Source organism: uncultured Fretibacterium sp. (assembly GCF_963544685.1).
Classification (GTDB): domain Bacteria; phylum Synergistota; class Synergistia; order Synergistales; family Aminobacteriaceae; genus CAJPSE01.
The window spans coordinates 1-13,177 of the sequence record NZ_CAUUGJ010000066.1 but is presented as its reverse complement, the minus strand read 5'-3'; the positions used below and the strand labels follow the sequence as shown (position 1 = coordinate 13,177).

General features: G+C 62.9%; 9 protein-coding genes. 6 read left to right on the top strand and 3 right to left on the bottom strand.

Annotated elements, in window-relative coordinates:
- Positions 1–210: 210 nt before the first annotated feature.
- The 3 genes from ABLA28_RS07360 to ABLA28_RS07350 are packed head-to-tail and all read right to left on the bottom strand — an operon-like array spanning position 211 to position 2,053.
- Complete coding sequence (locus tag ABLA28_RS07360; RefSeq protein WP_347713116.1) at positions 211–837, bottom strand: hypothetical protein; 627 nt, start codon at positions 835–837, stop codon at positions 211–213.
- Complete coding sequence (locus ABLA28_RS07355; protein WP_347713115.1) at positions 838–1,620, bottom strand: transposase; 783 nt, start codon at positions 1,618–1,620, stop codon at positions 838–840.
- Between the two features lie 37 nt (positions 1,621–1,657).
- Positions 1,658–2,053 (bottom strand): hypothetical protein, encoded by a 396-nt coding sequence (locus tag ABLA28_RS07350; RefSeq protein WP_347713114.1) that lies wholly within the window; start codon positions 2,051–2,053, stop codon positions 1,658–1,660.
- Between the two features lie 460 nt (positions 2,054–2,513).
- Between ABLA28_RS07350 and ABLA28_RS07345 the strand changes: the two genes are divergently transcribed.
- The 6 genes from ABLA28_RS07345 to ABLA28_RS07320 all read left to right on the top strand — a co-directional run.
- Positions 2,514–2,822, top strand: a complete 309-nt coding sequence (locus tag ABLA28_RS07345) for a MobB mobilization protein (RefSeq protein ID WP_158612291.1) — start codon at positions 2,514–2,516, stop codon at positions 2,820–2,822.
- Positions 2,819–5,482, top strand: a complete 2,664-nt coding sequence (traI, locus tag ABLA28_RS07340; protein WP_347713113.1) for a TraI/MobA(P) family conjugative relaxase — start codon at positions 2,819–2,821, stop codon at positions 5,480–5,482. Before ABLA28_RS07345 ends, traI begins: the two co-directional genes overlap by 4 nt.
- A 729-nt stretch (positions 5,483–6,211) precedes the next feature.
- The gene (locus ABLA28_RS07335) at positions 6,212–6,757 is read left to right on the top strand and encodes a TnpV protein (RefSeq protein ID WP_347713112.1); all 546 of its coding nucleotides are present in this window, start codon (positions 6,212–6,214) and stop codon (positions 6,755–6,757) included.
- A 110-nt stretch (positions 6,758–6,867) separates the two neighbouring features.
- Positions 6,868–12,177 (top strand): N-6 DNA methylase, encoded by a 5,310-nt coding sequence (locus tag ABLA28_RS07330; protein ID WP_347713117.1) that lies wholly within the window; start codon positions 6,868–6,870, stop codon positions 12,175–12,177.
- A gap of 15 nt (positions 12,178–12,192) precedes the next feature.
- Complete coding sequence (locus tag ABLA28_RS07325) at positions 12,193–12,345, top strand: hypothetical protein (RefSeq protein ID WP_347713111.1); 153 nt, start codon at positions 12,193–12,195, stop codon at positions 12,343–12,345.
- On the top strand, positions 12,335–13,177 hold an 843-nt coding region (locus tag ABLA28_RS07320; protein ID WP_347713110.1), incomplete at its 3' end, for an ArdC-like ssDNA-binding domain-containing protein. The genes ABLA28_RS07325 and ABLA28_RS07320, both read left to right, overlap by 11 nt.

The following is a 13,177-nucleotide window of genomic DNA, read 5'->3' as shown; positions in this document are numbered from 1 at the left end:
ATGGAAGCCGGGATGGAAGCCGGGATGGAAGCCGGCGTGGAGAAGACGGCTGTGGCGATGCTGAAAGAGAATGTCGACATTCTTCTGGTCTCCAGGGTGACCGGTTTTTCCACGGAGCGGCTGAAGGAATTGCAGGCTCGGTCGGATTCCTGATCGAAAACGGAGGAGGCCGAAAGACCCTGAGCCTCCTCCGTCATTTGGGCAGCTTTTCTATTGTGCCATCATCCACAGCAGCCCCATGGTACAGGCGACCTGGAGAGCCAGAAGGATTCTATGCTTCCAGGAACGCCTCAGCTCCTCCCCATTGTCGACATACCACAGGAAAGAGCAGCTTGCCATGCTCAGGAGCAGCGCCCATCCTGCCGGAAGGTTCAGCAGCGCCGAGACGATGCCCCGTCTCGGCGCGCTCCATGCCCCTCCCTGAAACGTTCCGAGCCAGAACCCCAGGGACATCAGCAGTCCCGAAAGGGAGACCGTGAGGATTCTGCCTCGAGTCTCGTGGTAATCCCGCAGCGCCCCGGTCGCTTTCAAAGCCTCCTCCGAGATGCGGCGCCCCATGTTCCTGGCGATATCCTCGGCCGCCGCCTTCAGAATTTTTTCCGTTCCCTCCTGCAGTACGTCCCTAATGTGTTCGGATACCTGCGTCATGCGCTCCAGCTTCTCGCCGAGGCGGTCCTCGTAAAACTTGAAGGTGAGGATCATGTAGAGGTACTCCTGCACCTCCTTCATGCCGAGGACGCCGGCCAGCTCGAGGATCTCGCGGCGCTCCTCGTCGTTCAGGGGGCGTTTGAGAACCCGCTCGGAGGTGACGTTCAGGATCTCGTTGAAGCTGGGCATCTACCCCTGCTCCTTTTCCGCCTTGCCCCTCTTCGGAGCCGGAGCGTCGGGGAGAAGGACCGGAGGCGCTTCGGGGAACAGCCCGGTCCCTTCGTAAAGGCGGTTCACGGCGTTCCTCCAGCTCCGGAAACTCTGGGCCGCGAAGACCCCGAGCTCCCGGATCGTCTCGGGTATCGTCTTCCCTCCCGTGTAGAAGTCGTCGGCGATGACGTCGGCCAGCTCGGGGAAGTCCAGGATCTGATGTCGGGCGATGCGTGAGCGCAACAGACCGCTTTCCTCGTAGAGCCTGTCAAAGAGGGAGAATTGCTCCGGGCTGCCGAAATAGGTGTTGCGGATGGGGAAGACGGAGCCGAACGTCATGGCCCTCAGAAAGTCCTCGAGGAGGAGCACGGAATCCTTCTGGCGGTTCATCGGCCAAAAGGACACGAGGTCGTAGGGAATGCCGCCGCTCTCCAGCACGGCCGAGAAGTTTGCCCCATTTTTTGCGATGCCCAGGTTGCTGCGCGCAGCACTGTTGATGACGAACAGGGTGTCGGCCGATTTCTCCATGAGTGTGGCCATGGTTATCCACCCGTTCTCCTTTTCGTCCAGCAGAATGGAGGTCACGGGGACTTTCCCTCGGTAGACGCGCCCCACGTCCGGATTGCTCTCGTCGGTCTCGATGACGTGGACGGTCTTGGCGTCGCCGTAGCGGTCGATGAGGAACTGAACCAGGGTCAGGGCGACGATGCTCTTGCCCACCCCGCCTTTGGACCCGCCGACGTAAAAAATGGTGTCTTTCATAGCCTTTCCCCTTCCCCTTCCCCTTTTCCTTTTCCTTTCAGTCGAAATCAAAAGTCCCGTCGCTGTTTCTGCGCACTCCTGATGGCCCGAGGTCCGCGCGGGCATTTCCGCCCGGCTCGGGCGGCACGGTGTTGCCCCGGATGATCGTTTTTCCCTTCCGTATGTCGCCGAGCTTTCTCCGCCGCTCCCTTTCGCGATTGAAGGCCTGTCGGAAATGTTTCGGGTCCTTGGTCTCCCCGAAGAAACCATGTTCGGCCAGTTTTTCGAAGATGGAGATCATGGTGTATCCCTCCTCTCTAAGTTCGGAGATCTCGCGGAACAGAGTTCTGACGACGGAGCTGAAATCGTGGGGCCGTCGGCGACGACCCACCGGAGGCCGGGAGCGAATCTCGGCCAGGGCGCTTTGTAGAGCCTTCTCTTCCTTGTCCTCCATGGTTTCACCTCTCCCCAGGATGTCTGGCGTCAAGATAGCAGCCGTTTTCTCACGAATTGACAATGCGGCCCTTTACGAGGTCCTGTGAAGGATATGCGAGACCTTCACGAGGCCTGCCGACCTTTCCCGAAGCCTTTACGAAGCCCGGGCGGGGCTTTCGTGTGTCCATGAGGTCTTTGTGACGCCTGAACGAGGCCCTTATAAGGGTTTACCTTCAATCTACCCCTGATACACTCCACCACGAAATAAAGCGCGGGACAAGCAGGCGCTTGTCCGACAAATCCACTGGCGTGGCTTGCCGGTCAAGCGCACCGGCGCAATCGGCGGACGGACGTCCTTCTCTCGCGCCCTGCTTGCCGGGGCTCCGCGCCCCGGACGGCGGCAAGGGGACTCGTCCCCTTGCAACCCCTTTTCGGCCCCGCACTCCCGCCGGAGTGCGGAGGGAGTGCGGCGAGACGACATGACACAGGAAAAACAGCGGCGCCCGAGGCGCATCTACGCCAGACTGACGGAGCGGGAATACGCGGACGCGTCGGAGCAGGCCGACGCCGCGGCGCTCTCGCTGTCGGAGTACCTGCGCCGGCGCCTCTTCGGACGGCGCGTGGTGCCGAAGACGGACCTGCGGGTGCTCGCGGAGCTGCGCCGGCTGGGCGGGCTCCTGAAGCACATCCACAACGAGACGCGTGGAACGTACAGCGCCAGAACCGCCGAGGCGATAGGAGCGCTGACGGCCTGCGCACGAGAACTGGAGAGGAGGGTGGCCCGGTGATCGCCAAGGTTCCCCCGAAGCGGCGGGACGGCAGGACGAGCTTCAAGACCCTCACGGACTACTGCCTGGGCGTCACGGGGCACGGGGCCGGGAGCGTGCTCCATGTGGGGATGCAGAACCTCTCCTCCCCCGACACGGCCTTCGTGGAGATGGAGGCGCTTGCGACGGAAAACGTCCGATGCAAGGACCCGGCCTTCCACTTCATCCTCTCCTGGCGCGAGATGGAAATACCCACAAGTGAACAGGCCGACGAGGCCGTGAAGATCGCCCTGAGCGAACTGGACCTCGGGGACTGCCAGGCCCTCTGGGCACTGCAGGGCGATACGCGGAACCTCCACGTCCACGTTGCGGTGAACCGCATCGACCCGGAGACCGGGCGGGCCATTCAACCCGCCGGAAACTGGACGTACAAGGCCCTCGAACGGGCAGCACGGAGGATAGAGCTGGCGCAGGGCTGGGAGGTCGAGGAATCCGGGCGCTGTTTCGTCACGCCGGAGGGCGACATCGTCGAGAAGAAGGAGAGAAAAATCCCTGGGATGTCTCAGAAGGCGCGCGACATCGAGGCGCACACCGGAACGAAGAGCGCGGAGCGCATCGCCAGGGAGACGGCTGCCCCCATCCTCCTGAGGGCCGTGAGCTGGGCGGAGCTGCACGAGCGGCTGGCCATGAAGGGAATACGGTTCGAGCGAAAGGGAAGCGGGGCGGTCCTGCGGATCGGGGATGCGTTCGTCAAGATGTCGCAGGCGGACCGCACATGCAGTTTCTCGCGGCTGGTCGCTCGTCTGGGCGAGTTCCGGGAGTACGACGGGGAGCCGGCGGAGCTTCGGGAACGCCCTGCGGACCGAATCGCCGGGGAGCCGGAGGTGGAGCGCTCCTGGCGGGCTTACGTACAGCAGAGACGCCGCTGTATGGAGGAGCGGAGCAGGAGGCTCCGGGAGCTGAGGGCATTCCAGAGGCAGGAGCGCGAGAGGCTGTGGCGGGCGCAGAGGGCGGAGCGCGAGTCTCTGTGGAGGGACGGCAGCTGGAGGGGCAGAGGGAGGGAACTGAACCAGCGGCGCAGCCTTCTGGCGGCACGGCACCTGGCCGAGAAGCTGGACCTGAGGGACGAGCACCGCCGGCAAACGGCCGAGCTCCGGGAACGTTTTGGCTTCAGGGGGCGTTTCCCCGGCTTCCGGCGGTGGCTCGAGGTGCTGGATGACGGGGAGCCGTTCCTGCACTACCGATACCCCGGCCGGGCGGTCCTGACGGGAGAACGAAAAAACGCTCCGGAGGGCCCCCGGTCCGCCGATATCCGGGGCTACGCTGCCGTGAGGTCCGCGTTTGCCGTCGCCTACTGCCGCCGTCCGGGCCATGCGGATTTCATCGACTGCGGGCGTCGGATCGTGCTGAAGAACGACCGCGACGAGGCCGCGATCCTTGCGGCCATGCAGCTGGCCTGCCAGAAATGGGGAAGCGTCCGGATCAACGGGACGGACGAGGAATACCGCAGGCTCTGCGTGAGGGTGGCCGCCCGGCACGGGCTGAAGATCTCCAATCCGGACCTGGGGAAGGCGGTCGAGGAGGAAAGAAGGATGAACCGGGAAGAGGGCGGCGGACTTCGGGCAAAGACGGAGATCTTCGGGCGCTATGCCGAGGCCGTCGGGGCCGAGCGCTTCCGTATCGTCGTGACGGAGTTCCGTGAGGACGGGACCCGTGCGTTCATCCTGGATCGGGACAAGGGCGGGCTGGACGGCAGAACGGCGGAGGAGGTTCGGGACAGGCTGTGGCTGCTGGAGCGGTACGCCCGAAACCGGAAGAACATCAACGTCGTGCCCCTGAGCCGGGACAAACACCACATCCTGGTCGACGATCTGACCTCGGAAAAACTGAAGCAGCTCAAGGAAGACGGCTACCGCCCCGCCTGTGTCGTCGAATCCTCTCCGGGCAGCTTTCAGGCCCTCCTGACCGTGCCGAAGTCGGGGGACGACCCCGAAATGGAGCGAGAGGCGGCCAACAGGCTGACGAAGCTCCTGAACGAGCGTTATGGGGACCCGAAGCTCTCGGGTGCCGTCCATGCCCATCGGCTGCCGCCGTTCGGCAACTTCAAGCCCCAACACCGCCGTGAGGATGGGAGCTACCCTCCGACGCGCCTGGTCGAGGCGGAGGGAGGCTTGTGCGAAAAAGCGCTTTCGGAGCTGGAGGCCGTCGGGAATGAGATGCGGCGCGTGAGGGCGGCTGCGGCGATGAGGAAGGTCCGGGAGCTGCTCGGGGGTACGGAGTGCGAGGCGTGCGACCCTGACGGGGCGTATTGGAGGCATTACGAGGACATCGCCGGTCGTTTCGGCGGTGCGATGGACTACTCGCAGGTGGACGGGATGATAGGGATCCGGATGCGGGTGACGGGTCATACGGCCGGTCAGGTCCGGTCGGCGCTGGAGCGAAACGGGCCCGAGATGCGCCGCAGGAACATGACGGCCGGGGAGTTCGCGGCGAAATACCGTTACCGAAACTGGGAGCGGTATGCCCGGGAGACGGCGGAAAACTTCGTCTTCGGCCCGAGGGGTACGATCCAGCTCGGCAAGGCCGAGCCGTACCGGGCGTATTTCCTTCGCGTGGAGGGCCGGACGGCCCCGGCCCGGGAACGGGGACGCCGTAATCCTGAGCGGGAACAGGAGCGCTGAACATGGCGGAGACGACGCTTCGGGAGACAATACGGAAATTCGACGAAGTCAAACAAGAGGTTCGAACAAGCGAGGAAGCCTGGGCGGCGTTTCTGACCTGCGCAGCTCGGAACCACAAGTATGCCTTTCAGGACCAGCTCCTCATCTACAAGCAGCGCCCGGAGGCCACAGCCTGCGCCAAAATGGACCTGTGGAACAAGCGCTTCCGCCGATGGGTCAACAAGGGACAGAAAAGCATCAAGCTGCTGGATGGAGAGGCCCTGCAGCATGTCTTCGACGTGGGCGATACGCACCCCGCCAGAGGGCACGAGAACGACGCGCCTCCCTACATCTGGCGGGTCCGTCCGGAAGAGGCCCGGAACACAGCAGAGCTCCTGGCTGCGAGCTGCGGCATTGAGACCAATCCCCTCGGCCTGTCCCACCTTCTTCAGGGCATGGCAAAAAACATGTCCGAGGACCTTGAAAAAAATCGTTTTGCCCTGTACAATAGTGATGTAGTAAATAGAGAAAATTCTAAAGAGTTGGTCTATAGCTGCATGGCCTGGTATCTCCTGGTGCGGTGCGGGCTGGATCCCAGAGAGGCCGAGGGCTTGAACTTCAGCGCGGTGACGGGACTGGACGAAGCCTCGATGATAGAACTGGGGAATACCGTCAACCGCCTGAGCCGGGAAGTGCTGGACAGGGTGGAGCGGATTGTCAGGACAAGGGACAGGGAAAGGGGTGTCGAGCGTGGATCTGAACCGGAACGAGCTGCCGCCGTGGGCGTCGTTGGCGAACGGCATGACGGACGAGGAGCTGAATCGGGAGGAGGAGCGGGTCGTCGCGGAGCTGGAGGCGAAGGACGAGGAGGAGCTGACGATTTACAACGAAGAGGACCTGACCTTCGAGGAGACGCTGGACCTGCCGGAGGGGTCTCTGATGCGGGACAGGGAAAACGGGATGATCTACCTGAAGGTCCTGGACATCTGGATGCCCTACAGCATGAGGACGCCGACACCTCCGGAGCGCGGGCTGACCAGGTACGGCCGGATGCGGAAGAAGTATCTGGAGGAATGGAAGGCCCGGACGGTCCTGGAGCTGGGCGAGGACTTTCTGGTCCACTGCCTGGAGGTTCAGGACCGGGCGCAGGAGATGAAGCGGTCGCTCATGGAGGAGCTGCAGCGGAACGACCCGCCGCCGAACAAGGCGAACGACCCGATGGGCTGGGTGCAGCACATGAACGCCCTGGAGGCGGAGGCCGAGGAGATCGTCACGCGGACCGTGGTGTACAGCTGACCCTGGATTTCGCCGAGCCTCCCGCTCCAAGGCTTCCGTCCGAGGAGACGCTCCAGCTCATCCGGGAGCGTCTCCTGCAAAATGCCGCATACGGCAACGTTTTGAGAAACATGTCTGACGACGCACGGGCTGTACGGACGGAGTTCGATTTCGTCCTGCCTCAGATCATGCTCGACTTTCTCGAAGAGGACCCCGATCTGTACCGCAGCTTTGCGGACGATCCGGAGTTTCGTAAACGCCTTTCCGAGACGCTGTATCCGAGAACTCTTCCAGGGAAGCCGGAACGTCCGACGACGTCCCAGGCTCCCCAGGCCCTTGAGTCGGAACCAGAGCTGGAAGCTCCAAAGGTATCGGAGGAAAAGCCCAAGGTCCCGGAACAGCCGCGCGTCAACTACCGCATAACGGACGATGTTCTAGGCACTGGTGGCGCAAAGACGAAGTATGCCCGCAACGTGGAGGCGATCCGCACTCTGCGGCGCATCGAGGAGAAGGGCAGGCTGGCCACCTCCGAGGAGCAAGAGGTCCTGGCGCAGTACGTCGGCTGGGGCGGGCTGCCCCAGGCGTTCGACGAGCGCAATGAGGCGTGGAGCAAAGAGTATGCGGAACTCAAGGGGCTTCTGAGCGACGAGGAGTATGCCTCGGCCCGCGCCTCTACCCTCAACGCGCACTACACGTCACCCACCGTCGTCAAGGCGATCTATGGCACCCTGGAGCGGATGGGCCTCACCTCCGGCAACATCCTGGAGCCTGCCTGCGGCACGGGAAACTTCTTCGGCCTCGTGCCGGAGAGTATGGCGGGAGCGAAGCTCTACGGGGTGGAGCTGGACGGTATCACGGGCCGTATTGCCCGACAACTCTACCAGGAGGCGGACATCACCGTCGATGGCTACGAGCGAACCCGCTTTCCGGACAACTTCTTCGACGCGGCCGTCGGGAACGTTCCTTTCGGGGCCTATCGGGTCGCGGATCCGAAATACGACAAGCACGGCTTCATGATCCACGACTACTTCTTCGCCAAGACGCTCGACCAGGTGCGGCCGGGCGGCGTCGTGGCGTTCGTGACCTCCAAGGGGACCCTGGACAAAGCCAACCCCTCGGTCCGGCAGTACATCGCGCAACGAGCTGAGCTCCTGGGGGCCGTCCGGCTTCCCAACACCGCCTTCAAAGCCAATGCTGGGACCGAGGTCACGACCGACATCCTTTTCCTCCAGAAGCGGGACCACATCATCGACGACATCCAGCCCGAATGGCTGCACGCCTTCAACAATCCCGAAGGCGTTCCGGTCAACAACTACTTCCTCCAACACCCCGAGATGGTGTTGGGGACGATGGCCTTCGACTCCTCGATGTACGGCAACGAGAGGGAGACGACCTGCAACCCCATCGAGGGCGCCGACCTCGCCGAGCAGCTCCACGAAGCGATGGGGAACATCCAGGGGAAGATAACGGCCCGCGAGCAGGAGATACGGAAGCAGTACGAGAAGACGATTCCCGCCGACCCATCGGTCCGCAATTACAGCTACACTCTGGTGGATGGGGAGCTGTACTATAGAGAGAACTCCGTCATGTACAAGCCGGACCTTCCCCGGACCTCCATGAAGCGCGCTAAGGATATGGTGGGGCTGCGGGATCTCTGCCGCGCCGTTATCGACGCCCAGATGGACGGGGTGTCCGACGAGGACCTGCAGGTCCTCCAGAAGGACCTTGGTCAAGCCTACGACCGCTTCGTCCGGCGGCACAGTCGCATCAATGATGCGGCGAGCGCCCGCGCCTTCGACGAGGACAGTTCCTACTACCTGTTGTGCGGGCTGGAGATCCTGGACGAGGATCGCCGCTTTGTCGGGAAGTCGGACATGTTTACGAAGCGGACGATCCGGCAGAACGTTGTCCCGACCTCCGCCGATACGCCACAGGAAGCCCTGCTGCTGTCCGTCTCCGAGAAGGCCCGGGTGGACATGGATTACATGGCGTCGCTCACGGGCCGCACGGAGGAGGAGCTGGAGCGGGAGCTCCGAGGCGCGATATTCCGTGTGCCGGACCGGGTGGAGCCGGAGACCGGAAGAGCGGTCTACCAGACGGCGGACGAATACCTGTCAGGCAACGTTCGCGAAAAGCTGGAGACGGCGCGGCGCTATGCCGAACGGGAGCCGGAGCTCTTCGGCAGCAACGTGAAGGCGCTCGAGGAAGCGCAGCCCAAGCCGCTGAGCGCCGCGGAGATCGACGTGCGCCTCGGGGCGACGTGGGTAGACCCGAAGTACGTCCAGGCGTTCCTGTTCGAGCTTTTGCAACCCCCGCCCTACATGGCGTCCGGCATCAAGATTTCCTATTCGCCAACGACTTCCACCTGGAACATCTCGAACAAGACGAAAGACGTCGGGAACGTCCGGGCGAACACGACCTACGGCACGCGGGACATGAACGCCTACAAGATCATCGAGGAGACGCTCAACCTGAAGACCGTCAAGGTCCATACCCTGGTGGAGGAGAACGGCCAGACGCGCACTGTCCTGGATCCGGAGGCCACGGCCCTGGCGCAGCAGAAGCAGGACGAGATAAAGGAGAGGTTCAGGGAATGGATTTTCAAAGAGCCGGAGCGCCGGGAGGCCCTCGTCGAGGAGTACAACAGGCGCTTCAACGCCACCCGTGCGCGGGAGTACGACGGGGGACATCTCCGGTTCGGGGGCATCAACCCGGAGATCGCCCTGCGGGAACACCAGAAGAACGCCATTGCGCGCATCCTCTACGGCGGAAATACCTTGCTGGCGCACGAGGTGGGGGCTGGAAAGACCTACGAGATGGTTGCCGCTGCGATGGAGGGAAAGCGCCTGGGGCTGTCGCACAAGAGCCTCTTCGTCGTTCCGAACCACCTGACGGAGCAGATGGCCACGGAGACGCTGCGGCTCTATCCGGGGGCAAACGTCCTGGTCGCCACGAAGAAGGACTTCGAGACGAAGAACCGTAAGAAGTTCTGCGCTCGCATCGCCACCGGCGACTACGACGCCATCGTCATCGGACACAGCCAGTTCGAGAAGATACCGCTCTCCCCGGAGCGGCAGGCCCGGTTCATCGAGGAGCAGATCGAGGAGATCACCCGGGGCATCGAGGAGCTGAAGGAGGAACGGGGCGAGCGCTGGACAATCAAGCAGATGGAAAAGAGCAAAAAAGACCTCGAGGTGAAGCTGGAAAAGCTCCAGGCCACCCACCGGAAGGACGACGTCATCGTCTTCGAAGAACTGGGCGTGGACCGGCTTTTTGTGGATGAAGCCCACAATTACAAAAACCTGTTTCTCTACACGAAGATGCAGAACGTCGCCGGGATATCGCAGACCGAGGCACAGAAGTCCAGCGACATGTACATGAAGTGCCGCTACATGGACGAGTTGACGGGCAGCAAGGGCATCGTCTTTGCCACGGGGACACCCGTCTCGAACAGCATGACGGAGCTCTACACCATGCAGCGGTATCTTCAGCACGACAAGCTGCAGGAGATGGGGCTCCAGCACTTCGACGCCTGGGCATCGACGTTTGGGGAGACCGTTACGGCGCTGGAGCTGGCCCCGGAGGGGACGGGGTTCCGGGCAAAGACGCGCTTCGCCAGGTTCTTCAACCTGCCGGAACTGATGGCCACCTTCAAGGAGGTCGCGGACATCAAAACGGCGGACACCCTGAACCTCCCGCGCCCGAAAGCGAACTTCCATACCGTTGCGGTCCAGCCGAGCGAACACCAGAAGGAGCTGGTCCAGGCACTCTCCGAACGGGCAAGCAAGGTCCACAACAAGCAGGTGGAGCCGACGGAGGACAACATGCTTAAGATCACCTCGGACGGGCGGAAGATCGGGCTGGATCAGCGGCTGATCAACCCCCTGCTGCCGGACGACCCGAACAGCAAGGTCAACGCCTGCATGGAGAACGTCTTCAAAATATGGAATGACACAAGGGAAGAGAGGCTGACGCAGCTCGTCTTCTGCGACTTCTCGACGCCGGGCAAGGACAAGAGCTTCAACGTCTATGACGACCTCAGGAAAAAGCTGATCGCCCGGGGCGTGCCGGAGGAGGAGATCGCGTTCATCCACGACGCCGACACGGAGAAGAAGAAGGACCAGCTCTTCGCGAAGGTGCGCAGCGGGGCCGTCCGGGTGCTGATGGGCTCCACACAGAAGATGGGGGCGGGGACGAACGTCCAGGACCGGCTTATCGCCATGCATGACCTGGACTGCCCATGGCGGCCGGCGGACCTCGAACAGCGTGCCGGGCGCATCGTTCGGCAGGGGAACCGGAACCCGGAGGTGAACATCTACCGGTACGTCACGGAGAACACGTTCGATGCCTATCTGTACCAGACCATCGAGAACAAGCAGAAGTTCATCAGCCAGGTGATGACGAGCCGGACGCCGCTGCGGAGCTGCGAGGACGTGGACGAGTCGGTCCTGAGCTACGCCGAGGTGAAGGCGCTCTGCATCGGGGATCCACGTATCAAAGAAAAGATGGAGCTCGACGTCGATGTGGCGAAGCTGAAGCTGATGGAGGCGAGCTTCAACAATCAGCGTTTTGCGCTGGAGGACAGGCTGCGGAAGAGTTTTCCTTGTGTCATCGCCCAGACGGAGCAGAAAATCCAGTCGCTCGAAAAGGACGCGGCCACGGCGGAGAGGACGCGGGAGCAGGACTTCTCCATCACGATCCTGGGCAAGATCTACGGGCTGGACGCCGAGGGGAAGCCGAGGAAGCAGGAGGCGGGAGAGGCGTTGCTGGCCGCAGCCCAGGCGTTGGGAAAGAATCAGGGGACGATTGGGGAGTATCGAGGTTTCAGGATGAGCTTTCACTACGATCCCCACTTCAACAAGGTCTATCTGAATTTGACTGGCACGGCCACGCACAATGTGGAGCTGGGCGAGAGCGCGACGGGCAACCTGACGCGCATCGAGAACGCCGTCGAGGGCATCCCCAAGCGCCTTGACGAGGCGCGCGAGAAGCTGGAAAGCCTTCACGAACAGGTACGGGCTGCGAAGGAGGAGCTGGGAAAGGAGTTCCCCCATGCCCGGGAACTTCAGGAGAAGACCGCCCGGTTGAGCGAGCTCAATGTGCTTCTCAGCATGGACAAGGGGAAGGGCGGCGATCCGAAGGCGGCCCTGATCGATGCGGCCAAACGGTGCCTTGGAGGAGGAAAGAGCCTTGTGACCGATGCCGTTCCGGGGAGGCGGTATGTCGGGGACATCATCGGGATTTCCGAGACGCACGTCGTTCAGAGGATTGCGCCGACGATGGGGATCATCCATGACAGGAGCCTCCTGAACGGGCTCGAGGCCGAGGGCGAAGAGAGTTCCGCCAGGCTCCGGATCGTCTACGACAGGACGGGCCGGGTCGCGGCGGTCGAGAGGAGAGGTTCCGCGGAAAAAGCGGAAAAAGAGGTTTGCTGCCGCTGAAAAGGAGGATGGATCATGATTCGAAAGGGCAGTGCGACGGAGGAAGTGCTGGAGTTCCTGTGTGCCCCGGAACCGACCGACGTTCTCGAACGGCTCGAGGCCGAAAGCGTCGAGGAGCCGGACGGGACCTTTGTCGAGCTGTGGAGGAGGGATACGGATGAGCGGTAGGACCGAGGAGAAGAGGGAGGCTTTCGCGGCTTCGGTGGTTCGTGCGCTCGAGAGCGGTATTGTCCCGTGGGCCCGGCCCGGACTGCCCTCCACGGCTCCCAGGAGTGCGGTCTCGGACCGGCAGTACACGGGCCTGAACGCCATGTACCTCCTGGAGCGGATGGGTGCCGAGGGGTTTTCGGACCCCCGCTGGATAACGTACAGGGACGCCCGGTCGCAGGATCTCGACGTCCGGGCCGGGGAGCGGGGCGTAAGCCTGGAGCACTGGGAGAAGGGCCGGGACGGCACGTTGAGGGTTTACGGCTACAGAGTCTTCAATGTCCAGCAGCTGAGCGTCAGGCTCCCGTTCGAGCCCCTTTCCCCGGACTTCGAGAAGGCCGACGGCATTCTCCGGAGGGCCAGTGCCGGAACGCCTTCGAAGCGGAGTCCGGAGGCGTATCGGGATGCCTTCAGGACGCTTTCCGAGGAACGGGCGAATCGGCTTGCGGAGGTTCACACCCCGGAGCTCAGGGCCTTGCGGGCCAGCATCGCGGCCTCAACCCTCCTGCGCGAGGTGGGCATAGCCGCCGAACGGGACCCGGACGCGCCGACGAAACAATGGGCACAGAGCATCAGGCGCAACCCCCGGGAGTTCTTCAGGGCGACGCGGGACGCGGGCCATATCGTGGCCGAGCTTGTCGCGGAGCGGGCGCGGGACGAGGCCAGGGGCGACAGGGAGACTGTCCAAAAAGCTCGGGCCGTCATCGAGAGTACGGCGCCCATTCCCCGAGGGGGAGCCGATCACAATCTTCCCGATGTTGACCTGGACAACGTTCAGGAGAACGTCATGGCC

Bases quoted from the DNA above. Each gene is read 5' to 3' on its own strand.
- ABLA28_RS07330 (WP_347713117.1), top strand. From the start codon at position 6,868: ATGTCTGACGACGCACGGGCTGTACGGACGGAGTTCGATTTCGTCCTG.
- ABLA28_RS07325 (WP_347713111.1), top strand. From the start codon at position 12,193: ATGATTCGAAAGGGCAGTGCGACGGAGGAAGTGCTGGAGTTCCTGTGT.
- ABLA28_RS07350 (WP_347713114.1), bottom strand. From the start codon at position 2,053: ATGGAGGACAAGGAAGAGAAGGCTCTACAAAGCGCCCTGGCCGAGATT.
- ABLA28_RS07345 (WP_158612291.1), top strand. From the start codon at position 2,514: ATGACACAGGAAAAACAGCGGCGCCCGAGGCGCATCTACGCCAGACTG.
- ABLA28_RS07360 (WP_347713116.1), bottom strand. From the start codon at position 837: ATGCCCAGCTTCAACGAGATCCTGAACGTCACCTCCGAGCGGGTTCTC.
- ABLA28_RS07355 (WP_347713115.1), bottom strand. From the start codon at position 1,620: ATGAAAGACACCATTTTTTACGTCGGCGGGTCCAAAGGCGGGGTGGGC.